Raw genomic sequence first — 22,286 nt, forward strand, 5'->3', positions numbered from 1 at the left:
CCTCCTGCCCGTGCCGACAGGGCAGAGGGCGTGGGATGAGTGTGTGTCCCCCGACTAGACGCTAGAGCATTTTTCGAGCGGAAGTGGTTCCGGTTCGCCTGAAGAAAAGTGCGTTAAAACAGAATATTAGAGCTCACGGCCGGACGCAGTCAGGTGGGGAAATGCCCTAATGCTGCAGCGACTTCTTGAGGTCGCGCATCTGGTCGTGGCCGGACTTGACCGAGGTCCAAGCCTTTTCGATGGCGGCTCGGGTCTGGGTGTCGACGTCGGTGTCGGCCAGGGCTTTTTCGAACTTGTGCTTGATGTGGTCCTCGCCGGCCTCGACCTCGTTGACCACGGCTTCGTCGCCCTTGGTCAGGCTCTCCTTCAGGTTGACGAAGGCGCGGTGGGCGGCGGCCAGGATGGTGCCGTCGTCCTTGGCTTCGCCGCCCAGGCGGCGGACTTCGTTCTGCAGGTCGGAGGCCACCGAGCGACGCTCCTGGGCGCGCTGGGTGAACAGGTCCTTGAAGCGGGCGCCGTCGGCGTCCTTGGCGGCTTCTTCATAGCCGTCGGCGCTGTCGATGGTGGTTTCCACCAGGCCGTTGACGAGCTTTATGTGGTCTTCGTTGGTATGGGCCATGAGAGGCTCTCCTTGGAATGGTGACCAGTCTAACGCGGGGCTCGGCCGAAAGGTTCTAAGCGGCGGCTTAGACGGCCTTCTTGCCGAGGAAGCTCCAGGCGGTGGCCGCTGCGGCGATAGCCGGGGCCCGGGTGCGGCGGTTGATCAGCAGGGCGCCGACCGCGACGGCGCCGACCACGGCCAAGGCCACGGGCACCTTGTAGCCAGCCAGGGTGATCTTGCCTTGGGCGTCCGGCGTCAGGGCGTAATCGACCGGCGGGGCCGGCGCGTTGGGGTCGGTCGAGAAGGCCGGGGCGGCCTTGGAGCCGAACAGGCCGGAAAGCTTGTCGCTGAGGCTGGAAAAGAGGCCCGACGAGGCGGCGGGCTTGCCGTAGGAGGCGTCATAGGCGGCCATGGGGAGGCTCCGTCAACAAGGGTGAGCCTCGATAACGCGGACGACGCGGCGATGATCCCGACCGTTCAGTCCGTTTCACGCGGCGGCATCACCGCCCCCACATGGGCGATGCCCAGCTGCCGTGCCCGGGCCGCCTGGCGGTGGCGTTCGGCGTAGCGGGCCTTGGCGTCTTCGTCGCGTTCGTCGTGGCAAGCGGGGCAGGCGACGCCTTCGACATAAAGCGGTGACGCGCGATCCTCCGGCCCCAGCGGCCGTCGGCAGCCCCGGCACAGGCCGTGCGTGCCGGGCGTCAGCCCATGGCCGACCGCCACCCGCTCGTCGAACACGAAACATTCGCCGCGCCACAGGCTCTCGTCGGCGGGCGTGGTCTCCAGATAGTTGAGGATACCGCCCTTCAGGTGGAAGACCTCCGGCACGCCCTCGCTCTTCAGGAAGGCCGTGGACTTCTCGCAGCGGATGCCTCCGGTGCAGAACATCGCCACCTTGGGCGGCGGCGCGGTTGGATCCCAGGTCTCGCGGAAGGCGCGGAACCAGGCGGGGAAGTCGCTGAAGCTGGAGGTTCGGGGATCGATCGCGCCCTCGAACGTGCCGATGGCGGCCTCATAGGCGTTGCGCGTGTCGATCACCACCACGTCTTCCCGGGCGATCAGAGCGTTCCAGTCGGCGGGCTCGACATAGGCGCCGGCCTGATTGGCGGGGTCTAGTTCTCCCGCCCCAAGGGTGACGATCTCGCGCTTGATCCGCACCTTCATGCGGTGGAAGGGCATGGCGTCCGCGTCGGCGAACTTTAGCTCAAGCGTGCCGCAACCGGGCAAGCCGCGGATGTGGCCCAGCACCTGGTCGATCGCTTCCGGCGGGCCGGCGATGGTGCCGTTGATCCCTTCGCGAGCCAGCAACAGGGTCCCCTTTACGCCCAGGGCGCAGCACAGGGCGGCCAGCGGTCCCTGGATCGCGGCCGGGTCCTCGAAGGTGGTGAAACGATAGAGGGCGGCGACGCGGAAGCTCATCGGCTGGCCATAGGCCGTGACGCCTTTCTTCTCAAGCGTGACAGGTTCTCAAGCGTGACTGGAACTAATGTCCAGGTAGCGCGGTTTAGCCGTCATGAGCATCCTGATCATCATCGTCGTCGCCCTCGTTCTGCTTGGCCTAGCGCTCTATGCGGTCCAACGCAGCCCCATTCCCTCGCCGGTCAACTGGCTGCTGCAGCTAGTGCTGATCGTCATCGCGATCTGGTTCATTGGAACCCGGGCGGGCTTCTTCTAAATCTCGACCGATGCGGTCGGCAGGATTCAGCTCAGCGCCCCGGCGTCGCGCTGAATCCGCGCCACCATCGACTTGAGGCCGTTGGACCGCTGCGAAGACAGCGCCTCCGACAAGCCGAGCCGCGCCATGGCGGCCGCCGCGTCGAACGCCACGATGTCCTTGGCGGGTTGGCCCGAATAGAGCCGCAGCACGATCGCGATCAAGCCGCTGACGATGTGCGCGTCGCTGTCCCCGCGAAACACCACCGTGCCATCGGCCTGGGGCTGGGTGACCAGCCACACCTGGCTGGCGCAACCGCGCACCTTGTTGGCCCCGGAATGCTCGGCCTCGCTGAGCGGCGCCAAGTCCTTGCCCAACTCGATCACGTAGCGATAGCGCTCTTCCCAGTCGCCAAGGACTTCGAATTCGTCGGCGAGTTCGTCCAGAGCGGCGTCGATCGGGCGTTGCATGGCGCGGGACTTAGTGCGCCGCCGCCCAAAGGGGAAGCCCGTTTACAGCCGTCCGCGCCCCGTTGCGGTCCGGGCTTGAACTTCCGGCAGGGTGACGATCGCCGTGAAGCCTTGGCCGGGCGCTGATTTCAGCCGCAGTCCGCCGTCCATGGCCCGGGTCAGCAGATCGACGATCGGCAGCCCCAGGCCAGCGCCTTCGGAACACCGCGTCAGCGTGCTGCCACCTTGCTCGAAAGGCCGGACGAGGCGGTTTAGATCGGCGGGATCCACGCCTTCGCCGTGGTCGCGGATCTCGATCTCCACCATCGCCTCCTCGATCCGTCGCGCCTCGATGACGATCAGCCCGCCCTGCGGCGAGTGAATGATGGCGTTCTGCAAAAGATTGCACAGGATGGTGCGCAGGCCTCGGCCGTCGGCGCGCAGGCTGGGCAGGACGCCGACCTCCGGCGCGACGATGCTGACGCCCTTGGCCGCAGCTTCCGCCCGCAATTGCAGGATCACGTCCTCGACCGCCTCGTCCAGGTCCTCGGACCCCAGGTCCAGGTCGGTGACATGGCCTTCCAGCCGAGCGATCTCGACGATCTGATTGACCAGCTTGAGCAGCTTCAGGCCGCTCTCATGCACCAGGGTGGCGTATTCCTTGTATTGGGGCGCCCCCAGGGGGCCGTAGAGTTCGCAGGACAGGATTTCGGAGAAGCCGATCACGGCGTTCAGCGGGGTCCGGAGTTCGTGGCTGACCATGCGCAGGAATGAGCGCTTCTGGTCGTCGAGAGCCTGTTTTCGGCGCGCGCGCGCCGCCGCGCGACGGAATGTCGCGGTCTGAGACATCGGTCCCATGTCGGCGCCTACGCTCTCGCGAGGCGGTTCGGCATGGGGCGACGCATCGGTGATGGCCGGTGGCGGCATCAGGAACTCCCGGACCTTCTGTCCGTAACGCGAGCGACCACCTTTGAACCAAGGCGCTTACGAATCCGTTTCCGTCCACAGGAAGCTCGGGCGCTAACGATCGCGCGTCGATTGTGCGGCCTTGGGGCAGCGCCCGGTCCGCGTTAAGCTTTGACGACCAGAAACAGCGAAGAGGGATTCTCGCGGCCTTGGCCATTGACGGCGCCCAGATCCCGAACGGCCGGCCCCTGTCTGCGACGGGTGGCTTTGGCGCGGCCTATCTGTGGCGGCTGGGTTGGCTGGCGGCGGTGTTTCTGGCGGCGGGCGCGGCGGCCTTCACCGACGCCACCAGCCTGTACGTCTGGCTCGCCCTGGCGGCCGGAGGAGTTCCGGCCCTGGCGGCCCTGGCCGTCGGCGAGCGGCGGGACGAGCGCCTGCAATCCCTGATCCTGGTGCTGTGGGCCACCTGCGGCGCGGGCGCGGCGATCGTCACGGGCGGCGTTTCGGGCGCGATGAGCGCCTGGATCCTGGCGCCGGTGGCGGCCGCCTCGACCCTGTCGTCCCCCAGACGCTTGGCCGAAGGCGCCAGCCTGGCCTTGATTGGCGGCGCGGTGGCGGCCCTGACCCAGCTTTCCGGCCTGGCGCCCGCCGCGCCAGAAGGGCCGCTGGCCTTCATTCTCGGCTTCCTGTCCGTGGCCACGGTGGGGGTGGGCCTGGCGTCCGGCCTGATTCTGACCCATCGCGTCGCCCGAGAACGCGACAGCCGCCATCTCGTTGAACTCAACACGCTGCAGACCCTGGTCGATGGCGCGCCGCAGCTGCTGCTGGTGGTCAACAGCATCGGCCGGATCAAGACCCTGCGCGGCGTGGCGCCGCGCGGCGTCGGCTCGGTCAATCTGGTCAATGAAGGCCTGGTCACGGTCGCCAGCGCCGGGGATCGCCAAAAGGTCAGCGCCGCCCTGGCCGCCGCGCTCGAGGCCGGCGAGGCCAGCGTCTCGTTCGCGCCCCTTCTGGATCCGGCCCGCACGGTCAGCCTGGAATTGCGCCTGGTTTCTCCCGCCTTGCTGGTCGGGGTCATGCGCGACGCCACCGTCGAGCGCGCCCGCGAGACCGCCTTGCAGCAAGCCCGCGCCGAGGCCGAGAGCCTGGCCGCCGGCCGCGCCCGCTTCCTGGCGAACATGAGCCACGAGCTGCGCACCCCGCTCAACGCCATCATGGGCTTTTCCGACATCATGCGGGCCCGGATGTTCGGCCCGCTGACCGATCGCTACGGCGAATATGCCGAGCTGATCCATGAGAGCGGCCGCCACCTGCTGGACCTGATCAATGACGTGCTCGACATGTCGAAGATCGAGGCCGAGCGGTTCGAGCTGACGCGTGGCGAATTCGACGCCCGCGAGGCGGTAACGGCGGCCATGCGGCTGATGCGCGTCCAGGCCGACGCGGCTGGCGTGCAGCTGCGCGGCGTGCTGCCGCCGGGCGAGCTGGAGGTCGACGCCGACCGTCGGGCGCTGAAGCAGATCGTGCTGAACCTGGTGTCCAACGCCCTGAAGTTCACCCCGCGCGGCGGCCAGGTGACGGTCACCGCCGACGGCCATGACGGTGAGTTCGAGCTGGTGGTCGCCGACACCGGCGTTGGCATCAGTCCCGAAGACCTGGAACGCCTGGGCCGGCCCTATGAACAGGCCGGCGGTGTCGACCAGCGGGCCATGGGCACGGGCCTTGGCCTGTCGCTGGTGCGCGCCTTCGCCAAGCTGCATGGCGGCGAGATGCATGTGGAAAGCCGGATGGGCGCGGGCACCAGCGTCTCGGTGCGCATGCCGGTGCTGCTGCACGCGTCACGGCCGATGCCGGCGACCCTGGAGCCGATGGCCGAGCCCGAAGCCGAGCCTGAACTAGGCCCCAACGTCGTGAAGTTCGCACCGCCGCGGTAGGCGGCTCACACACTTGCCCCCACCTGACCGCTTCGCGGTCTGTCCGCCCCCATGGGCGCGGAGCCTTGAGCTCTTCCCCCTCTGGAGGAAGACGATCGCGAAGCGATCCGTAGAGGGCAAGTGTTCGCCGCCGGAGCGCCTACCGCAAGAACGCCCGCCCCGCCGCGAAATCGCCAACCTCCACATAGGCCCGCCGCACCACGTCCTGTCCCGCGCGGCCGGTGAACACGAATTCCAGCGTCGCGGCTTCGCGCGGGTCCAGCCGGCTCATGGCGTCGATGGCGTCGCGGGGAAAGCGGAATGACAAGCCCGTCTTCGCGCCGGCCGGCAGCAGGGTGACGGGCGCGCTGTCGCGGGTCTCGGCGCCGAACACCCGGCTGGCGTTGCGGGGAGCGGCGTTGGCGGCGAGCCCCTTGGCGTTGCGGGCGTTCAGATAGGGGCCCTGGGTGCGCAGCGTGTCGCGCAGCACCAGGCGGGCGGTGTAGGGCTGGGCGGCGTCGGCGAAAACAACCACTGCCCGCATCTGGTTGGCGCGACCCTCCAGGCCGAACACCAGTCGATCGGCGCCAAAGCCGGCCGGCTGCGACAGCCGCCAGATCGGAATGGTCGCCGAGACCGAGCGGTCGGCTTGCCAGGTGGCGCGGTCGCCCGGATAGGTCATCCGCAACATGGTCGAATAGCCGTCGAAGGCCTTGCGCACGCGGTCGGCGGCGGTTGTCAGGTCGCGGGAATTGCAGGGCGCGGCGCCGGCCTTGGATTGGGCGCGGGCCTCCAGCGCCGTGACCTGGGCCTCGCTGGCCCCCGAGCGCAGGGTCGCGCCCCGCGCCTGGGCCCGGGCGGCGTCCAGGGCGGAACCCACGCCGGGCTTGAACAGCCGGCAGCGGGCGTCGGCCGAGGTCATCAGCGTGCGTTCATAGAGCTGGTCGGCGGCGGTGGCGGCCTGGACGGCGGTCGCCGCGCCGAGCGCGGCGATGGCGACGAAAATCCCTGGCCACCGCGCCGTCAAACCCTCAAGGGTCTTGGTCTTCGACGTCATGGTCTCGTATTCTGCGAGAGCGGTTTCAGCAGGCAGCCTTAGGGCGCCGAGGTTGCGGTTCGGTTAGCGATGCTACTTTCCACGGATATCTGGGTCGGGGCCCTGATCCGCCGCGCCGAGCTGGGTGGGGCCTTCGCCATGGTGACGCGCAAGGGCGACCCGCGCGCCGGGGCGGTGCTGGTCAAGGCCGTGGACCGGCGCGCCAACACCGCGCGCCTTTATGGCGAGGCGACGCGCGGCGACGGCGAGCGGTTCTGGATGCAGCCGGTCCGCTCGGACTTCGAACCCGACCTGGACGCCTATACGCAGCGCGCTGCCCGGATCGATCCCGACATCTGGGTGATCGAGATCGAGGACCGCGAAGGCCGCCACTTCCTGACCGAGCCGGTGGAGGCCGATCCGCAGCTCTAGCGGTCGCTACTCCCGCCGGAAGGTCGCCACCAGCACGTCGCGCCGCGCCGGCGCGCCGGGTTCGAGCGGGCGGATCGCCGTTACGCCATGCAGCACGCGGTGGTCGTCGAGGAACACCGTGTCGCGCGGGCGCTCCAGCGTGAAGCTGCCCAGGCGGGCGCCGTCATTGGCGTAGATGTCGGTGACGCCGCTGGCCACGTTGTGGCGATCCACCAGCATGATGATCACCCAATCGACGCCGTCGCGATGGGCGCCCTCGGGCGTGGGCAGCCCCGCCTCGCCATCGCCGGCCTCGATCCGGAACTGGTGGAGCTCGACGTGCCAAGCCTTGGGCGGATCCATCGTTAGCGGATGGAACAGCGCCAGGCCCGCGCCGATCACAGCCTGGGTCACCGGATGGTCGGCGATGGCGTCGTCGATTGGCGCGAACCAGCGCTGCACTCCGCCATTGAGGCCGTTGTGGTCGCGACTCTGATAGTGCGGCTGGTGGGGCTTGCGGACAATCTGCTCCGGCGACGCCGAAAAGGCCGCGAACCGCCGCCGCCGACAGCGACCGCCGTCGGCCATGAAGCGGTCCAGGCCGAGATCATTCCAGCTGTCGGCGAAGGCGTCCAGCCTGCCACCGCAGGCCGGCCGAGCAGGGCGTCGGTCTCGCGCGGCGACACGCGACAGAACCCGGCGACGCGCAGGGCGGTGGTGATCGGGGATGGGATCAAGTGCTGCGGCTCCGGCGAGGGCGAAGCTTCCACATGGGGCGCCGAGGCGGGGTCGCCAAGCCTTGGTTCCGGGCTCGGCGCCGGCGCGATCGGGGATTTCCAGGTTTCCCAGGTTGTTAACCCTGCTCCTAAACCGGAACGAAAGCCCGCAGAGGCAGGATGACGCGGTTCTCCCCGAACGCCCCGATCCCAGCCGCCGCCCGGTGATTTCAAGGTTCCGATGCTGTTTCTGCTCAACGACGTCGTCCTCAGCCTCGACGCGGCCGAACCGGCCCCGCCGATCACCCGCGAGCGTTTCGCGAAGGTGTCACTGAACTACGTCGGTAAGCTGGGTCAGGAGCTTTACGCCACCGAGCCCCTGCTGCATCACAAGGATCTGGAGAAGGCTCGACGCCTGGCCACCCTGATCATCGCCAAGATGCCGGACATCAACGCCGCGCTGTTCATCGCCCCGTCGCGCGGTTGCCTGGTTGATCAGGTGCAGGTGCGGTACGCCCAGCTTGGGCCGGAGATCATGGGGTCGTTGTTCGAGCGGCAGAAGACCGGCGCGCTCAGCAATCTGGAAGCCGACCGTCAGGTCTGGCGACGCCTGGCGGCCTAGGCTGGTCTTTTGGGGCCGGCTAGAGCAGGCCGATCAGCCCTATCAGCCAGCTCAGCGCCACCGCGGCCATCACCAGGCCCGCCACCGCGACGCCGAAGCACAAGGCCGTGCCTTGAGGAGTGCATGCGCCACGCTGGTGGCGCGGGTCGTGAACCATGGCCATTCGTCGTTTCCTCGCTCGCGGCGGTCCCTCTGCAGGGGACCTGTCGCCGTAAAATCAGCATGATCCGAAAACCCTAGGCTGCCTAGGGCCATATGAGAGTTTTCGTGCAAGCGGTACGGTTTGACGCAGCCGCAGCTCCGTCGGAAACGCCCGATCAGACGCCCGGGGAAGGTGACAACGGCGCGCCGGAGCGTTAACCCCCGCTGATGAGCACTTCTCTCGCCCTCGAGGCCGCGCGCCGCCGCACCTTCGCGATCATCAGCCACCCTGACGCCGGTAAGACCACCCTGACCGAGAACCTGCTGCTGGCCGGCGGGGCGATCCGCGCGGCCGGCGCGGTGCGGGCCCGCGGCCAGGCTCGCCGCACCCAGTCCGACTGGATGAAGATCGAGCGCGAGCGCGGCATCTCGGTCTCGGCCTCGGTGATGACGTTCGACCACGACGGCCTGATGTTCAACCTGCTCGACACCCCGGGCCACGAGGACTTCTCGGAAGACACCTACCGCACCCTGACGGCCGCCGACGCGGCGATCATGGTGCTGGACGCCGCCAAGGGCATCGAGCCCCAGACCCTGAAGCTGTTCGAAGTGTGCCGCCTGCGCGACATCCCGATCATCACCTTCATCAACAAGATGGACCGCGAGGCCCAGGACCCGTTCGAGCTGCTGGACGAGGTCTCCTCGAAACTGGCCCTCGATCCGGCGCCGCTCTACTGGCCGGCCGGTTCGGGTGGACGCTTCAAGGGCATGCTTGACCTGCGCGGCCAGACCTTCATCCCCTACGCCAAGAAGAGCTCGACCGACGACGAGGGCCACCCGGCCGCCGTGTCGCTGAAGTCCAACGCCATCGTCCAGTATCTCGACCCAGAGGAGCTGTCGGAGGTGGAGGAGGGGGCCATGCTGGTCTCCGAGGCCGCCAAGCCGTTCGACGTCAAGAGCTTCCTCGAAGGCCACATGACGCCGGTGTTCTTCGGCTCGGCCCTGCGCCACTTTGGCGTCAACGAGCTGCTGGCCGGCATCGGCGCCTATGCCCCCCCGCCGCATGCGGCCAAGGTCAACAAGAGCGGCGTCGACACCCATGTGGCGCCCGGCGATCCGGAGGTCTCGGGCTTCGTGTTCAAGGTCCAGGCCAATATGGACCCCAACCACCGCGACCGCATCGCCTTCCTGCGGCTGACCAGCGGAAAGTTCGTGCGCGGCATGAAGCTGAAGGCCCAGAATACCGGCAAGGCCATGAGCGTCAACGCGCCGATCATGTTCTTCGCCAGCGACCGCGAACTGGCTGAGGACGCCTTCGCCGGCGACGTGATCGGCATCCCCAACCACGGCGTGCTGCGGGTTGGGGACAGCCTGTCGGAGAGCGGGACCCTGCGCTTCGCCGGCCTGCCCAACTTCGCCCCGGAAATCCTGCGCCGCGTTCGGGTTCGCGATCCGCTGAAGGCCAAGCACCTGAAAAAGGCGCTGGAAGGCCTGGCAGAAGAAGGGGTAACCCAGCTTTTCCGGCCGATGATCGGCAGCTCCGACTTCGTGGTCGGCGCCGTGGGCCAACTGCAGTTCGAGGTCATGGCCGACCGCCTGGCCAACGAATACGCCCTCGACTGCCTGTTCGAGAACGCTCCCTATTCCGAAGCCCGCTGGGTCAATGGCGACCGCGCCGACGTCGAGGACTTCACCAACAAGCACCGCATGGCCATGGCCCACGACATCGACGACCAGCCGGTATTTCTGGGCAAGTCGTCGTGGGAAATCGGCTATGTCACAGAGCGGTTCCCAAAGGTGCGGTTCGAGCGAACGAAGGAGCGGGGGTAGGGGGTAGGGGGTAGGGGGTAGGGGGTGAGTGCCTGATAACTAGGGCTTCGCGTTGAGGTGCTGGACGTCGACTGTCCGGATCGATCCCAAAGCCGGCTTCCGAGCCTAGTCGGACTTGCCGAATGTCCGCTTGCGGTCAGCAGCGTCCAGGCCCACCATTTTCGGCCGCCGTCAGCGCTTGAAAGACGACGGATGGGAAGGCACATTAAGCGGTGTAGGCACGTAGATTTGCCTAGCGGAGGCCCAATGGCAAAAGATACGCGACATGTCGTCCCGAGCACGTCAGGCGGCTGGAGCGTCCGTAAGCAGGGGGCTGCCAGGGCATCAAAAAACTTCACACGGCAAGAAGAGGCCATCGAGTATGGCAAAGAGCACGCTCGCCGGGACGGTAGCGATGTCTTCATTCATGGCAAGAACGGCATGATTAGAGATCATACCTCATACAAGAAGTGACGTGAATTTGTCATTTCGCCTAAACGTATTCATTAATTGCCCCTTCGACAAAGAATACGTCGATTTACTTCGGCCGTTAATTATTTGCATCCTAGCACTCGGCTTCGAACCCCGCATCGCCTTAGAGAGAGCAGATGGTGCGGACGTGAGGTTAGAAAAAATTATTGAACTAATCAATGAAAGTATGTTTGCGGTCCATGATTTGTCCCGACTGCGCGCCAAAAAGAGCAAAGAGTACTTTCGCCTTAATATGCCATTTGAGCTGGGCGTCGACTATGCGTGCAGATTATATGGCGGCGGAGAGCTCGCAGAGAAAAAGATACTCATCCTAGAGGATAAAGCTCACGAACTAAAAAAGGCGCTGTCTGATCTGGCAGGATCTGATGTTGAAGCGCACAACAACGATCCTAGCCGAATATGCAAGATCGTCCGCGACTGGCTGGCTCAATCGATGGCCGCTCCGCCACCACCACCCTCGGAGCTGTGGGCCCGTTTCACAGACTTCATCGGCGAGAACTATCTAGCCTTGAAGGCTGCAAGATACTCGGATGAGGACATTGAAGGTCAGCCTCTGCGCGAGCTTATAAACGCGATGAGGATGTGGCTTCGTCCAGGATTTTGAGGTGAAAGCGCTCGCTTAGGCTCCGTCGCGCTCGGAGCTATTGTTCGTTTCCCACTCTTCGCAGACTTTTGGAATGTCTGCTTCCGGCGACCGCCCGCGTCCGCCCCGGATGCGCCTTAAACCCTTGGTGGATCGGAGCTCTGGCGTCTGACGATGTCAAGGACCGCCTCTGGCGGCCGCGTCGCGGCGGCGCTCCGCGCCGTCCTTGACATCGTCAGACGCAGAGCAAGCTCGCCATCAAGGTTTCAAGGCGCGGCCTCGCCGTGGCGGGCGGTCAGGGAAGGGGCTGGGCGGTCCTTGTTTAGCGGTGCCGGGCCGCCTTTGTTGAACCCTCTCCCTCTCGGAGAGGGGATCGAGCGTCGTCTGTCCCCACAATTCTTTATAAACAACCGGGCAATATCAACGCCCTATAAAATAATCAGCGTCACGACCGCTGGCGCACCCACAACCGCCTCATACTAACCCCGTCTCCGTCGCGGAGGAGGGCGCTTGGTACCCGACCCGAAGCGGCGATGGAGATGGAACCGAGCGGGGCCGTGCAGGGCCACGCGCGAGGCGGGTGTGGGTTGTCGGAGAAATCCGCCGCCCATCAAAACCTTGCCGGGATCTGCGCGGGTCGACGGGGCCGGGAGTCAAACCGGTCTGTTCCAGGATCTGTCGGAGTCGCTGACGGCCCCTTCCGGGCGACTTTGATCCTGCCCGTCCGAGGGGGAACGACGATCGGGATGAAACAAGCCCTCAATCGCCGTCCCTCGAGACAAACGGTTTCGCGGAGCGGTCGGTCCACGCCGAAACGCAAACTCTACCTCACGGTCATCCGGGCTTGGCCCGGCCGCTCCGCGCCTCCTCAACCCCCTTTCGGGCCATCCCGTCAGGCGACGAAGCCGTGTGTCTCAAGTCCTTCCCCCGTGGGGGAGGTGTCGGCAAAGCCGACGGTGGGGGGAGTGATCGGATGCCGGCCAGACCTGCGATCGAAGACCCCAAAACTCCCCCCACCGGACGCTGCGCGACCACCTCCCCCACGGGGGGAGGATTTTCACCCTGGCTCGGTCGCCAGTTCGCAGCGGCGCTAGGCGGTCGGGTAATGGCCCAGGTCGGCCCGATGTCCACCGAGGTCATGGCCCTCCATCGCCACCGCCGGGCTCGCCATCACCGTCTTGAACGCTGTCTTGAAGGCCGCCATCTCGGCGGGCGTCCCCACCGAGATCCGCACGGCGTTGGGCCAGATCGGCCAGGTGCGGCCGATATAGACGTGCTGGGCCTTCATCGCCGCGATCACGCCCTTGCCGTCGCGGCCAGTGTCGATCATGAAGCAGTTGGTCTCGGGCGCACCGATCACTCTGTAATCGTTGGCCTTCAGCCAGGCCAGGGTGTCGCGGCGGGTGTCGCCGATGATCGTCTTGCGCTCGGCGACCAGGCCCTTGTCCTCCAACGAGGCGCGAGCGGCGGCCGAGCCGGTGATCGGCATGGCGTTCTGGCCGAACGGCGCCAGCTTGGCCAGCAGGTCGGGCCGGGCCACCGCGAAACCGCAGCGGATGCCGGCCATGCCATAGATCTTCGAAAAGGTCCGCAGCACGATCAGGTCCTTGCCCGCCGCCACCAGGTCCAGCGTGTCCTGGGCGTCCGACAGGTGGATATAGGCCTCGTCGACCAGCAGGATCGAGCCGGCGGGCTTGTGGTCCAGCGCCCAGGCTATGTCCTGCTTGGTGGTGGTCGTGCCGGTCGGGTTGTTGGGGTTGCAGATATAGATCACCCCGGCGGCCGGATCGGCGGCGACCATGGCCTTGACGTCGTGGCCGTAGTCGGCGGCCAGCGGCACCTTGACGATCTTGGCCTTACTGGTCATCGCCGCATACATGCCCGCCTCATGGGACGGATCGGCGGTGACGAAGCTGCGGGTCGGCGAGGTGAAGGCCAGCACGCTGTAGTGCAGCGGCTCGGAGGAGCCTGCATAGACGGCGATGTTCTCGACCTTCAGCCCGTTCTGGGCCGCGAAGGTCATGGCCAGCATCTCGGTCTCGCCATTGAGGTCGTAGCGGCCGCCCAAAGGGGCCACGCGGGCGATGGCGTCGCAGGCGGCCTTGGACGGGCCCAGCGGGTTTTCGTTGGCGTTGATCAGCACCGAACCGGGCGGCGGCACGCTGGGGCCCTGGCCGTGCAGGGCCATGCCGGACGGCGGGGCGGCGGTGGTCTGTGCTGCGCGAGCCAGGCTGGCCTCGGTCAGGATCGGCGTCGCGGCGACCAGCGCGGCGGCGCGCAGGAACGACCGGCGGCCCAGAGCCTTTGCGTCAGAATTTTGCATGTCCATGTTCGTTCCCGTCTCCTTGGCGCGGGTCTTGCCGGCCCGACCTTGGCAGGACACGCCGCTCTTGAGGGACGCGCAAGGTCTCGTCTGGAGCCGCGCCGCCGAAGCGATATCCTGCTCGCGGCGGGAGCATCCCTGCTCGGGGGATCGTCAGCGCCGACGCCAGGACGCTCTTGTCATTCGGGCGAGGGCGCGAAATGAGTGCGTCCCTCTTGGCGTCCGGAGCCGCCCATGCCCAACCGTCCCTTCGCCGTCGGCCTCGTCGCCCACGACGATAAAAAGGCCGCCCTGGTCGCGTGGGCCGTGGCGCACCGGGGCTTTTTGAGCCAGCACAAGCTCTGCGCCACCGGAACCACCGGCGGCCGGATCCTCGAGGCCTTGCCGGACCTGGACCTGACCCGGCTAAAGAGCGGACCGCTGGGCGGCGACCAGCAACTGGGCGCGCTGTTGGCCGAGGGTCTGCTGGACATGCTGGTGTTCTTCGTCGACCCGCTGTCGCCCCAGCCGCACGATGTCGACGTCAAGGCGCTGATCCGCATGGCGACCCTGGCCGAGGTGCCACTGGCCTGCAACGTGGCGACGGCCGACATGATCGTGGCGGGGCGCTAGAGCATTTTTCGAGCGAAGTGGTTGCGGTTCGCGTGAAGAAAAATGCGTCAAAACAGAAGATTAGAGCTCACGGCCTGACGCAGTCAGGTCGGGAAATGATCTAGCCGGGGAACTTCAGCAGGTTCGGCTTCGGGATCATGGCCTTGAAGCTGCCCCGCGTCTTGGCGGTGTCGAGGCCGAAATCGGCCCAAGCCTTGAGGAAGCCCGCAGCGGGCGTGGCGTCGGTCAGCGGCGTCAGGGTCAGCACCGGACGGGCGGCCAGCAGCTTGCGGGCGGCGGCCCAGGCGTCGGGTTCGGCCAGGGCGTAGGCGCCGTCGGTCGCGACCAACTCGGCGGCCAGGGAGGGCTCGGCGACATAGAGCTTCACGGCCGTCTGCGCCGGCAGGTCGGCCAGGGCGGTCAGGGCTTCGATCAGGCCGGTCAGAACCATGCGCGGGCCGGTGACGCGACGCTCACCGCCAGCCGCGCCGGCCAGGGTCCCGTCGGCGTTGCGCCGCACGTAAGCCCAGCCGCCATAGCCGGGGTCGGGTTTGCACAGGGCGGCGGTCCAGAGGGTCACGGCGGTCATGGCGCCTGTCTAGGGCCGTCGCCCCGACGTGGCCAGAGGCGGGTGACGAACGGGCTGGAGACAGCTTCGCCGGAACAGAAAGTAAACCAGGCCTTAAAAGCCTTGGTTAACGTCATCTTCAGGTCGATGAACAGAGTTCTAACGCGGATGGCTTTTTCGCCGTCCCGTCAAGAACCGGTAAGCAAAAAATGTGCCATATCGGGGCGGAAACAACGCTTTGGGTGGCTTTCAGGAACGAAGCGTAAACGAGTCCCAAATATTTACGGTTAACGCCATCTTAGGGTCGGTTAACGACTTGTTAAACGCGATGGCTCCGGCTTTGCTACAGATGCGTTGAACCCTTGCCGGACGTCCCGGCGTGGGACGTTCCGTGTGCGGAGTACGCAGCGATGTTTGAGTTTGGTCGTGATCTGAAAAGACTCTTCGGAGTCGACGCCGGCGCCCCCGCCAGGGCCGCCGCCCATCGGGACGGACTGACCGGCGGCGACACCTCGCTGCTGGAGTTGCTAGACCTGCGACTGCTGGTCAACGAGGCCCGCTCGGCCGACGTGGCCGCCGGCCGCATCGGCGCCAAGGATCGCGGCCGCCGCCTGCTGGAAGCCGCCACGGTCTGGCGCGAACTGGCCCGCCGCTCCGGCGACGCCGCCGCCTTGCGCAAGGGCGCGGCGCAGGCCGAAGCCGCCGCCAAAATCTTCGAGACCGAACGCCGCGCCGACTGCCTGGCCGCCGCGCGCTGCGAGCAGGCGACCCTGGCGGTTCTGGGCGCCGACATGTTCGGCGATGAGGGCCTGCACGCCGCCGCCGGCGCCACCCTGACCCTGGCCAAGACCGCGCCAGGCCATCGCTGCGCCATGGCTGAGGCCCTGATGGCCGGGCTGGAAGGCCGCGTCGCCTTGGCCGAGAACGATATCGACCGCGCCCTGGCTGCGGCCCAGGCTTTTGAATCGCCGCTGCGAGGCCTGTCGGCCGCGCGTCGGGTCAAGGGCGGGGCTTCGCGCCTGCTGCTGGCCGACCAGCGCGCCGCGCGCGTCGAGCTTTTGCTGTCGTGCGCCGCTCGCCTGAAGGACCGCGCCTTGACCGAGGTCGCGCTGAACGAGGCCAAGGCCGCCGAGGCGGCGCTAGACCCGGACTTCGAGCCCCTGGCCTGGTCGCGGCTCGAGTCGCTGCGCGGCACGGCGCTGGTGCAACTGGGCGAACTGGACGGCGAGATCAACCACATCGCCGACGGCGTCGAGGCCTTGGCCCAGGCGTTGGAGCCGGTCACCGCCGACCACAGCCCCATGGACTGGGCCCGCGCCCAGGCCGCGCTGGGGGCCGGCCTGCAAGCCATGGGCGAGGCGACGACCTCGGAGCGCTGTTTCGAACGCGCCGTCACCTGCTACGACCGCGCCTCGCACATTCTCAAGACCCAGCCGGCCCTGGCCCTGCGCGCCGTGGTCGCCAACAACCGAGCCCTCAGCCTGGCCCGCTGCGCCGAGCTGACCGCCGACCTGGCCGTGCTCGACGCCGCCGAGATGGCCTTCAAGGCCGAGCTTACCGCCGCGCCAGGCGCGCGCGATCCGGCCGCCTGGGCCGTGGCCCAGATGAATCTGGCCCGGCTCTACGAGGCGCGAGTCGAGATCACCGGTCGCGACGATGGCCGCCTGGATCGGGCCGCCATGGCCTTGGCCAGCGCCTTTGACGTGTTCGCCGAACTGGGCCTGCGGTCGCTAACCGAGTTGGCGGCTCAAGGGTTGCAACGCGTGAAACAGGCGCACCCCGCCTGACCCAGAATGAAACCGGCCGGCTCCGACGGGGCCTGGACCCAAGCCAGTAGGGAAGACCCAGTGATCGCTTCGTTGCTCGCCGCCGCCGCCGTTTCCATCGCTCCCGCGCCGACCACCTCGGCTCAACCCGCCATGACCCAGATCCGGGACACTACGCCTCAGGTCGCCGAAGCGATCCTCAGCTGCATGGTCAAGCGCGATGGCGGCCTGACCGCCTGCTCGGTGCAGAGCGAGACCCCGGCCGAACTGGGCGTCGGTCAAGCCGCCCTGTCGATGGCCTCGCAGTTCCAGGTCGAGCTGATGGGCCCCGACGGCAAGAGCCGTGCTGGCTCATTCATTGAAGTCCCGGTCCGCATCCGTATTCGCTAGACTGGCCTACCAGGGCTCGCCGGGCGGCGGATCGTCGCCGCGCGGCGGCGGGGCGTAGCGATCGTCCTCGCGGTCATCGCGCCAACGACGCTGCTCCAGCCGCTCCTGCTCCAGCGCGGCCCGTTCGCGGCGGTCGTCCTCGGCCATGCGCTCACGTTCCCAGCGGGCGCGTTGCGCCTCCCGGGCGTCATCGCGCGCCCAGCGCTCGCGCTCCCACCGATCATCACGACGGTCAGGCTCCGTCTGGGGGAGACCAACCTCCTCGTCGTCGCGCTCGACGGGGATGACCCGGGGAGGCGCGAGCCCCATCACCGGCCTCGGCGGCGGCGAATCTGCAGCGGGGGCGAAGGTGTCGGTCAACGCCTGCCGGCCCTTGGTCATGGCCAGGGCGGCGTCGGAAAGGCCAACATCCAGGAGGCCGGTCCGCGCGACCGCCGCTTTCGGCGGTTGGACCAAATGGATACTGATCCCGTCCGCTCCCGCCGCCGCCTCCGTGGGCGGCTCCGGTCGCGTCAGGGCTGGCCACGCCAGGGCGGCGATGGCGGCCGCCGTCATGGTCCCGGCCACGGCGACGGAGGCGACCAGGGTCGCGCGTTTCTTTGACTGTTCCACAAGGGCGCTCCGGAGGAAGGCCCCTCGATGGACTTCAAACGATCGCCTGCCGAGCGAGTTCCGCCCGTGGCCGGATCAACGCGACGCCAAACGGGGCTCGGTGTGGTTTCCGCGCCTCCAGTGGTCGGGATCAGGCGCGAGCCTTAGGCCGCCGCCACGTCGCCCGTGGTGCGACGCATGCGCCAGAAGCGGATAGTGCGCAGGGCCGCATCGCGGGGCAGGGCGGCGTAGAGCTCGCCATAGGCCTTGGCCTTGTCCATGGCGTTGTCGTTGGGATCAAGGATCAGCAGGGCGAAGGTGAGGAACAGGGCGCGATCAAAATCGGCCGCCTTGCAGACCACCGCCAGGCCGTCGAGCTCGCGGCGCTCGATGATCTTGCGCGCGGTGTGGAAGTCGATGTCGGCCATCTCGGCGAGGGCGACCAGAAACAAGGTGGTCTTCTTGGCCCGCAGTATGCCGGCCAAGACCGGCGGCGTGACGCCGCCGCGAGCCTTCATCGCGCTGATCTCCTCGACCGCAGCAGCATAGTCGGGCGGCAGGGCGCCGTCACGTTCGGCCACGCGGTTGCGGCCGGCTTTCAGGGCCGCGTCGAGGGCGATCGGATCGACATTGGCGTTGCGCTCCATGATCCGGTCGCGCAGTCGCGCCTCGGCCACGAAATACATCTCGTTGAGCAGGTCGATGGGCAGGGCCTGGCGATCGATCACCGCCTCGTGCAACTCGGGATTGGCGGTCGCGCGGTCGATGGCCGTCTCGTGGGCTTTGCGCGACAGCACCGCGCCTTCATTGCGCAGAAGCACGCTCAAAGTGGTGTCGTCGCCGCGCGCCACGATGGCGTCCGAGACGACCATGGGCACGGCGAGGCGCTGGGAGATGGCGCGCAGATGGTCCTGGCCCTGGGTGCGGGCCACGTGCAGCAGATCGGCCTCGGTAAGCTGCGGGGCGCCTTGCAGGATCGGGCGGGCGACGGCGATGGTGTCGCTGACCAGGGCCCGGGTCAGGGTCGGCGGCGCTTTCGCCACCGTGCCGAGCCGCTCGGCCAGCTCAATCTTGACGGCCTCTTCCATCTCGCCGGCCAACTGGCCCATGACGTCGTCGAACAGGCCCATCTCCACATCGTCGTGGCTCTCGCTGGCGAAGAACAGGTCGGTGACCCCACGCAGCAGGTCGCGGCGGCGCTCGCTGGACGGCTCGTCGGCCAGGGCGATGAGGTCGTGCAGACGCGACTGGATCACTGGAATTTCCGGGTCTTGAGGCTGTCGCCGTCGTCATCTTCGTCGTCGCCATTCACGCCGGCCGCCAGCCAATCGGCCGAGCCATGGCGGGGCGCGGCGTCTCTGGCTTCGGGCGTCGGTTCGCTGGCGGTGATCAGCACGCGGCTGTCAGGGCCCAGGGGCGGGATGGCGTCGGGCGTCAGGCCGTATTCACGGCCCACGGAGTAGAAGCGCGCACCTGTTCCGGCTGTGTTCACGGCGGCGACCTGCCGGGCGGCTGGCGGCGGCGGCGACGCGGGCGGGGTCGGCGGGGCGTAGAGGCTGGTCGGCAGCGGCGCGGCCGGTGGTGTGAAGGCTGCCGGCCTTGGCGTGGCCGGGGCGCGAGCGGGCTGGTAATTGGTCGATGCGGCGACCGGCGCCGGTGTGGCTGACGTCGAGACGAAGGCGGCCGCCTGACGCTTGTTGGCCCAACCCAGCATGGGTCCGTCATAGCGTGCGGTCGCCGCGGCGGCGGTCACGGCGACGGCGGCGGTGGTCTGGCGGGGGCTGCTGGGACCATAGCGGCTCTCGCGCGCGCCTTCGGCATACGCCGGGGCGGCGACGCTGATCAGCACGGGCAGGAGGACAACAAGGCGCATGAACCGGTCCGGAAACGAGCAGGGTCCCCTTGATCCATAAGCATCCCGACTTAATCCGGGCCTAACGGCGCCGCGAATTCGCGCGCCGTGACCCTGGGCCGCGCCAGGCTCGGGTCAGCGACCCCACCACCAGGCCAGCAGGCGGCGTTCCACCAGCGCCATCACGCCGTGCAGCGCCACGCCGAGCACAGCCAGCACGGCCAGGGCGGCGAACATACGCGCGGTCTGCAGGCGGTAGGACGCCTCTAGCAACCGCCAGGCCAGGCCCTGGACGCCGCCGGAGCCTGCGACGAACTCGGCGACCACGGCTCCGACAACAGCCAGGCCGGCCGCCACCTTGTGGCCCTCCAGCAAGGCCGGGACCGCCGAGGGCAGGCGCAACCGCCACAGACGCTGGACGGGTCCCGCGCCATAGAGGTCGAATAACCTGGCCAGATCTGGATCCACGGACTTGAGGCCGGTCAGGGCGCCCGAGAAGATCGGGAAGAAAGCGGCCACGGCGGCCAGGGCTGTGACCGCGCGCTGCGGATGGTCTATCCCAGCCCAGATGGTCATCAAAGGTCCAAGGGCCAGGAGCGGCGTGACCTGCAGTATGACGGCCACGGGCCGTATAGCGTCCTCCAGCACGGGATTGAGACTGACCAGCAGGGCCAGGCCGCAGGCGAGCAGGCTGGCCAGGGCCAGGCCGATCAGGGCGGTCGACAAGGTCCCCCAGGCGCTGGACAGCAGCAGCGGCCAACCCTGGGCCAGGGCGGCGCCGATCGCCGAGGGCGCGGGCAGGAGGTAGACCGGCACGTTGAGGACGCGACAGCTTAGCTCCCAGGCGGCCAGGAGAAGGATGATCAGGGCAAGGGGGGCGAGGAGCTTCATTACCAAGTCCTCCTCCCGTGGGGGAGGTGTCGGCGAAGCCGACGGAGGGGGGAGTCGGTCGAGGCGGGTCTGCTCCCCCCACCGGCGCTTTCGCGCCGCCCCCCCCACAGGGGCAGGGCCTGTTGAGCGGCGGTCATGCCGCCGCCTCGACACCGCGCGCCAGCAAGCCTGACACCGCCTCCGCCGTCTCGCGGAACGCTGCTGTCGTCCGAAAGCCGGGCGGCCGGACGACAGGCCCCTCGACCGCCACCTCGCCCGCGATGCGGCCCGGACCGGGGCTCATCACGACGACCCGCCGGGCCATATAGACGGCCTCCTCCACATTGTGAGTGACGAAGACCACAGCGGGCGCCAGGGCCTCGACCAGGTCCAGAACATCATCAGCCAAGGCCCGCCGGGTGATCTCGTCGAGGGCCGCGAAAGGTTCGTCCAGCAGCAGCAAGCGCGGGCTGGTGACCAGGGCGCGCGCCAGGGCGGCGCGCATGGCCATGCCGCCCGACAGCTGGGCGGGGCGGGCGGTCTCGGCGTCCTTGAGGCCCACCCTGGCCAGGGCCGCGACAGCCTGCTCCCGAGCCTGCCGCCTTGGCGTTCCAGCCAGTTCGAGCGGCAGGGCGACATTGGCCGCCGTGCTCATCCACGGGGCCAGGGTCGGGGCCTGGAACACCACCGAGGTCTCGCCCCGACCGGCGGCGCGGGTCACCGTACCCCGCGTCGGCGACTCCAGCCCCGCCAGCAGACGCAGCGCCGTGGACTTTCCGCAACCCGACGGGCCGACGAGGGCGACGATTTCTCCGGCGTTCAGGGTCAGGTCTATGGGACCCAGGGCGCGCCCGCGACCGGGGTAATCCACCTCGACCTGTTGCAGGGCCGCGATCACTTCGGCAGGTAGTCCAGCGAATAGGCCCGCTTGTAGTCCATGCCCTTAGGATAGACGCCCTGGCCAGAGGTTGCCGCGAAGAACGCCGCCCAGCGCGCGTCGGTCATAGCGCCCACGCCGGTGCGGGGCACCACGCTGTAGGACCGCATCTTGTCGCGCGCCTGGTCGAGGACGTCCTGGGTCATTTCCGGATTGTCCTTGAGGATCAGGGCGTCGCCCGGCTTGGCGTCGCCATAGACGTAAGACGTCCAGCCCGCAGCCGTGGCCTCGACGAAGGCTTTCACCGCCGCGGGGTTCTTGGCGATCAGGGCGTCGGGGACGAGCGCCATCGAGGCGTATGAGGGGTAACCGTCGTCGGCCAGCAGGAATACCGCCGGCTTCAGCTTGCCCTCCCTCTCGATGAGGTAGGGCTCGGAGGTGACATAGCCCTGCTGGATCACCCGCTTGTCGGCCAGGAACGGCGCGGCCGAATAGTTGTAGCTGTGGACCTGGTCGTCGGTGAAGCCGTGCTTGGCCTTCAGCCACACCCAAAAGCCGGTCTTGGAGGCGTCCGACAGCAGGATCGGTCGGCCCTTCATGTCGGCGATGCTGTTCACGCCCTGGCCGGGGTGGGCGATCAGGACCTGGGGATCCTTGTCCATGAAGGCGGCGACCGCTTTGACCGGCACGTTCTGCTGGGCCAGGTTCAGCACGATGAAGCTGTTGGAGCCGACGCCCACGTCCACCGCCCCGGCGGCCAGAAGCTGCGGCACGTTCACGCCGGGACCTCCTTGGATCAGGGTCACGTCCAGCCCGCGCTTGGCGTATTCGCCGGTGGCCAGGGCTTGGTAATAGCCGCCGAGTTCAGCCTCAGCCTTCCAGTCAGTGGCCAGCTTCAAGGCCGTGCGGCCGGGAGTCTCCACAGCCTGCTTGGCGGGCGAACAGGCGGCCAAAACGGCGCAGAGGGCCAGGGCGGCCAGGCGCAGGGTGTTCATGCTCTTCTCCCCGAATAGCGGGGGGAGGTTAGTGGGGGAGGCGGTGAGAGGGAAGCCTAGTTCCTTCCCCTCTGGGGGAGGCGGCCGAAGGCTGGTGGGGAAAGCTTTGGGATCGTCGATCCGAGTCCGG

25 protein-coding genes and 1 pseudogene are annotated in these 22,286 nt (G+C 67.8%); 10 read left to right on the top strand and 16 right to left on the bottom strand.

Features of this window, described 5'->3' with window-relative positions; all coding sequences use genetic code 11:
• Positions 1–166: 166 nt before the first annotated feature.
• From ACP7AG_RS15720 to ACP7AG_RS15730, 3 genes are all read right to left on the bottom strand, one after another.
• The gene (locus ACP7AG_RS15720; protein WP_426012962.1) at positions 167–619 is read right to left on the bottom strand and encodes a PA2169 family four-helix-bundle protein; all 453 of its coding nucleotides are present in this window, start codon (positions 617–619) and stop codon (positions 167–169) included.
• A gap of 67 nt (positions 620–686) precedes the next feature.
• The gene (locus ACP7AG_RS15725; RefSeq protein ID WP_426012960.1) at positions 687–1,013 is read right to left on the bottom strand and encodes a hypothetical protein; all 327 of its coding nucleotides are present in this window, start codon (positions 1,011–1,013) and stop codon (positions 687–689) included.
• A 65-nt stretch (positions 1,014–1,078) separates the two neighbouring features.
• Positions 1,079–2,020, bottom strand: a complete 942-nt coding sequence (locus tag ACP7AG_RS15730; RefSeq protein WP_426031936.1) for a rhodanese-related sulfurtransferase — start codon at positions 2,018–2,020, stop codon at positions 1,079–1,081.
• Between the two features lie 94 nt (positions 2,021–2,114).
• Between ACP7AG_RS15730 and ACP7AG_RS15735 the strand changes: the two genes are divergently transcribed.
• Complete coding sequence (locus ACP7AG_RS15735) at positions 2,115–2,276, top strand: hypothetical protein (RefSeq protein ID WP_426012956.1); 162 nt, start codon at positions 2,115–2,117, stop codon at positions 2,274–2,276.
• 26 nt (positions 2,277–2,302) lie between these two features.
• On the opposite strand, the gene ACP7AG_RS15740 is transcribed toward ACP7AG_RS15735, so the two are convergent.
• Positions 2,303–2,725, bottom strand: a complete 423-nt coding sequence (locus ACP7AG_RS15740) for a SufE family protein (protein WP_426031938.1) — start codon at positions 2,723–2,725, stop codon at positions 2,303–2,305.
• Positions 2,726–2,767: 42 nt separating this feature from the next.
• Positions 2,768–3,631 (bottom strand): sensor histidine kinase, encoded by an 864-nt coding sequence (locus ACP7AG_RS15745; RefSeq protein ID WP_426031940.1) that lies wholly within the window; start codon positions 3,629–3,631, stop codon positions 2,768–2,770.
• 188 nt (positions 3,632–3,819) lie between these two features.
• Between ACP7AG_RS15745 and ACP7AG_RS15750 the strand changes: the two genes are divergently transcribed.
• Positions 3,820–5,544 (top strand): sensor histidine kinase, encoded by a 1,725-nt coding sequence (locus tag ACP7AG_RS15750; RefSeq protein WP_426012951.1) that lies wholly within the window; start codon positions 3,820–3,822, stop codon positions 5,542–5,544.
• 139 nt (positions 5,545–5,683) lie between these two features.
• On the opposite strand, the gene ACP7AG_RS15755 is transcribed toward ACP7AG_RS15750, so the two are convergent.
• The gene (locus ACP7AG_RS15755; RefSeq protein ID WP_426012949.1) at positions 5,684–6,580 is read right to left on the bottom strand and encodes a hypothetical protein; all 897 of its coding nucleotides are present in this window, start codon (positions 6,578–6,580) and stop codon (positions 5,684–5,686) included.
• A 69-nt stretch (positions 6,581–6,649) separates the two neighbouring features.
• On the opposite strand from ACP7AG_RS15755, the gene ACP7AG_RS15760 reads away from it, so the two are divergent.
• Positions 6,650–6,991, top strand: coding sequence for a DUF1491 family protein (locus ACP7AG_RS15760; RefSeq protein WP_426031942.1), 342 nt, complete (start codon positions 6,650–6,652; stop codon positions 6,989–6,991).
• A 6-nt stretch (positions 6,992–6,997) separates the two neighbouring features.
• On the opposite strand, the pseudogene ACP7AG_RS15765 reads toward ACP7AG_RS15760, so the two are convergent.
• Positions 6,998–7,692: pseudogene (locus tag ACP7AG_RS15765) on the bottom strand (2OG-Fe dioxygenase family protein).
• Between the two features lie 235 nt (positions 7,693–7,927).
• Between ACP7AG_RS15765 and ACP7AG_RS15770 the strand changes: the two are divergent.
• Positions 7,928–8,308, top strand: coding sequence for a hypothetical protein (locus ACP7AG_RS15770; protein ID WP_426012945.1), 381 nt, complete (start codon positions 7,928–7,930; stop codon positions 8,306–8,308).
• 19 nt (positions 8,309–8,327) lie between these two features.
• On the opposite strand, the gene ACP7AG_RS15775 is transcribed toward ACP7AG_RS15770, so the two are convergent.
• Positions 8,328–8,471, bottom strand: coding sequence for a hypothetical protein (locus ACP7AG_RS15775; protein ID WP_426031944.1), 144 nt, complete (start codon positions 8,469–8,471; stop codon positions 8,328–8,330).
• 206 nt (positions 8,472–8,677) lie between these two features.
• On the opposite strand from ACP7AG_RS15775, the gene ACP7AG_RS15780 reads away from it, so the two are divergent.
• The 3 genes from ACP7AG_RS15780 (at position 8,678) to ACP7AG_RS15790 (ending at position 11,354) form a co-directional block, all read left to right on the top strand.
• Positions 8,678–10,279 carry a peptide chain release factor 3 gene (locus ACP7AG_RS15780; RefSeq protein WP_426031946.1) on the top strand — a complete coding sequence of 534 codons (1,602 nt, stop codon included), beginning with the start codon at positions 8,678–8,680 and terminating at the stop codon, positions 10,277–10,279.
• 246 nt (positions 10,280–10,525) lie between these two features.
• Positions 10,526–10,732 carry a DUF2188 domain-containing protein gene (locus ACP7AG_RS15785; RefSeq protein ID WP_426031948.1) on the top strand — a complete coding sequence of 69 codons (207 nt, stop codon included), beginning with the start codon at positions 10,526–10,528 and terminating at the stop codon, positions 10,730–10,732.
• A 1-nt stretch (position 10,733) separates the two neighbouring features.
• Positions 10,734–11,354 (top strand): hypothetical protein, encoded by a 621-nt coding sequence (locus tag ACP7AG_RS15790; protein WP_426031950.1) that lies wholly within the window; start codon positions 10,734–10,736, stop codon positions 11,352–11,354.
• Between the two features lie 1,069 nt (positions 11,355–12,423).
• Here ACP7AG_RS15790 and ACP7AG_RS15795 read toward each other — a convergent pair.
• Entirely contained in the window at positions 12,424–13,656 is a 1,233-nt protein-coding gene (locus ACP7AG_RS15795; protein WP_426031952.1) for a pyridoxal phosphate-dependent aminotransferase, read from the bottom strand.
• Positions 13,657–13,890: 234 nt separating this feature from the next.
• Here ACP7AG_RS15795 and ACP7AG_RS15800 point away from each other — a divergent pair, with 234 nt between their 5' ends.
• Positions 13,891–14,268, top strand: a complete 378-nt coding sequence (locus tag ACP7AG_RS15800; RefSeq protein WP_426031954.1) for a methylglyoxal synthase — start codon at positions 13,891–13,893, stop codon at positions 14,266–14,268.
• Between the two features lie 100 nt (positions 14,269–14,368).
• On the opposite strand, the gene ACP7AG_RS15805 is transcribed toward ACP7AG_RS15800, so the two are convergent.
• The gene (locus tag ACP7AG_RS15805; RefSeq protein ID WP_426031956.1) at positions 14,369–14,836 is read right to left on the bottom strand and encodes a ribonuclease H; all 468 of its coding nucleotides are present in this window, start codon (positions 14,834–14,836) and stop codon (positions 14,369–14,371) included.
• Positions 14,837–15,225: 389 nt separating this feature from the next.
• Here ACP7AG_RS15805 and ACP7AG_RS15810 point away from each other — a divergent pair, with 389 nt between their 5' ends.
• Positions 15,226–16,602 carry a hypothetical protein gene (locus tag ACP7AG_RS15810; protein WP_426014151.1) on the top strand — a complete coding sequence of 459 codons (1,377 nt, stop codon included), beginning with the start codon at positions 15,226–15,228 and terminating at the stop codon, positions 16,600–16,602.
• Positions 16,603–16,662: 60 nt separating this feature from the next.
• Positions 16,663–16,971 carry a hypothetical protein gene (locus ACP7AG_RS15815; protein ID WP_426031958.1) on the top strand — a complete coding sequence of 103 codons (309 nt, stop codon included), beginning with the start codon at positions 16,663–16,665 and terminating at the stop codon, positions 16,969–16,971.
• Between the two features lie 6 nt (positions 16,972–16,977).
• Here the strand turns inward: ACP7AG_RS15815 and ACP7AG_RS15820 are convergent, their stop codons facing one another.
• The 6 genes from ACP7AG_RS15820 to ACP7AG_RS15845 form a co-directional block, all read right to left on the bottom strand.
• Complete coding sequence (locus tag ACP7AG_RS15820; RefSeq protein ID WP_426031960.1) at positions 16,978–17,583, bottom strand: hypothetical protein; 606 nt, start codon at positions 17,581–17,583, stop codon at positions 16,978–16,980.
• A 143-nt stretch (positions 17,584–17,726) separates the two neighbouring features.
• Positions 17,727–18,815: a DUF2336 domain-containing protein gene (locus ACP7AG_RS15825; RefSeq protein WP_426031982.1), complete on the bottom strand. Its 1,089-nt coding sequence runs from the start codon at positions 18,813–18,815 to the stop codon at positions 17,727–17,729.
• On the bottom strand, positions 18,815–19,435 hold the full coding sequence (locus ACP7AG_RS15830; RefSeq protein WP_426031962.1) for a hypothetical protein: 621 nt from the start codon (positions 19,433–19,435) through the stop codon (positions 18,815–18,817). Before ACP7AG_RS15830 ends, ACP7AG_RS15825 begins: the two co-directional genes overlap by 1 nt.
• Before the next feature lie 114 nt (positions 19,436–19,549).
• Positions 19,550–20,305, bottom strand: a complete 756-nt coding sequence (locus ACP7AG_RS15835; RefSeq protein ID WP_426014145.1) for an ABC transporter permease — start codon at positions 20,303–20,305, stop codon at positions 19,550–19,552.
• A 133-nt stretch (positions 20,306–20,438) separates the two neighbouring features.
• Positions 20,439–21,182, bottom strand: coding sequence for an ABC transporter ATP-binding protein (locus ACP7AG_RS15840; RefSeq protein WP_426031964.1), 744 nt, complete (start codon positions 21,180–21,182; stop codon positions 20,439–20,441).
• Complete coding sequence (locus ACP7AG_RS15845; RefSeq protein WP_426031966.1) at positions 21,179–22,156, bottom strand: ABC transporter substrate-binding protein; 978 nt, start codon at positions 22,154–22,156, stop codon at positions 21,179–21,181. The genes ACP7AG_RS15840 and ACP7AG_RS15845 overlap by 4 nt, the downstream gene beginning before the upstream one ends.
• Positions 22,157–22,286: the final 130 nt, after the last annotated feature.

Origin of the sequence: Caulobacter sp. DWP3-1-3b2 (genome assembly GCF_049896325.1) — a bacterium.
Lineage (GTDB): Bacteria > Pseudomonadota > Alphaproteobacteria > Caulobacterales > Caulobacteraceae > Caulobacter.

What these genes read in the sequence shown, in the direction of transcription:
- ACP7AG_RS15800 (WP_426031954.1), top strand. Translation starts at nt 13,891, where the DNA reads ATGCCCAACCGTCCCTTCGCCGTCGGCCTCGTCGCCCACGACGATAAA.
- ACP7AG_RS15775 (WP_426031944.1), bottom strand. Translation starts at nt 8,471, where the DNA reads ATGGCCATGGTTCACGACCCGCGCCACCAGCGTGGCGCATGCACTCCT.
- ACP7AG_RS15835 (WP_426014145.1), bottom strand. Translation starts at nt 20,305, where the DNA reads ATGAAGCTCCTCGCCCCCCTTGCCCTGATCATCCTTCTCCTGGCCGCC.
- ACP7AG_RS15770 (WP_426012945.1), top strand. Translation starts at nt 7,928, where the DNA reads ATGCTGTTTCTGCTCAACGACGTCGTCCTCAGCCTCGACGCGGCCGAA.
- ACP7AG_RS15730 (WP_426031936.1), bottom strand. Translation starts at nt 2,020, where the DNA reads ATGAGCTTCCGCGTCGCCGCCCTCTATCGTTTCACCACCTTCGAGGAC.
- ACP7AG_RS15805 (WP_426031956.1), bottom strand. Translation starts at nt 14,836, where the DNA reads ATGACCGCCGTGACCCTCTGGACCGCCGCCCTGTGCAAACCCGACCCC.
- ACP7AG_RS15795 (WP_426031952.1), bottom strand. Translation starts at nt 13,656, where the DNA reads ATGCAAAATTCTGACGCAAAGGCTCTGGGCCGCCGGTCGTTCCTGCGC.
- ACP7AG_RS15785 (WP_426031948.1), top strand. Translation starts at nt 10,526, where the DNA reads ATGGCAAAAGATACGCGACATGTCGTCCCGAGCACGTCAGGCGGCTGG.
- ACP7AG_RS15845 (WP_426031966.1), bottom strand. Translation starts at nt 22,156, where the DNA reads ATGAACACCCTGCGCCTGGCCGCCCTGGCCCTCTGCGCCGTTTTGGCC.
- ACP7AG_RS15760 (WP_426031942.1), top strand. Translation starts at nt 6,650, where the DNA reads ATGCTACTTTCCACGGATATCTGGGTCGGGGCCCTGATCCGCCGCGCC.
- ACP7AG_RS15810 (WP_426014151.1), top strand. Translation starts at nt 15,226, where the DNA reads ATGTTTGAGTTTGGTCGTGATCTGAAAAGACTCTTCGGAGTCGACGCC.
- ACP7AG_RS15720 (WP_426012962.1), bottom strand. Translation starts at nt 619, where the DNA reads ATGGCCCATACCAACGAAGACCACATAAAGCTCGTCAACGGCCTGGTG.
- ACP7AG_RS15745 (WP_426031940.1), bottom strand. Translation starts at nt 3,631, where the DNA reads ATGCCGCCACCGGCCATCACCGATGCGTCGCCCCATGCCGAACCGCCT.
- ACP7AG_RS15830 (WP_426031962.1), bottom strand. Translation starts at nt 19,435, where the DNA reads ATGCGCCTTGTTGTCCTCCTGCCCGTGCTGATCAGCGTCGCCGCCCCG.
- ACP7AG_RS15740 (WP_426031938.1), bottom strand. Translation starts at nt 2,725, where the DNA reads ATGCAACGCCCGATCGACGCCGCTCTGGACGAACTCGCCGACGAATTC.
- ACP7AG_RS15735 (WP_426012956.1), top strand. Translation starts at nt 2,115, where the DNA reads ATGAGCATCCTGATCATCATCGTCGTCGCCCTCGTTCTGCTTGGCCTA.
- ACP7AG_RS15780 (WP_426031946.1), top strand. Translation starts at nt 8,678, where the DNA reads ATGAGCACTTCTCTCGCCCTCGAGGCCGCGCGCCGCCGCACCTTCGCG.
- ACP7AG_RS15755 (WP_426012949.1), bottom strand. Translation starts at nt 6,580, where the DNA reads ATGACGTCGAAGACCAAGACCCTTGAGGGTTTGACGGCGCGGTGGCCA.
- ACP7AG_RS15725 (WP_426012960.1), bottom strand. Translation starts at nt 1,013, where the DNA reads ATGGCCGCCTATGACGCCTCCTACGGCAAGCCCGCCGCCTCGTCGGGC.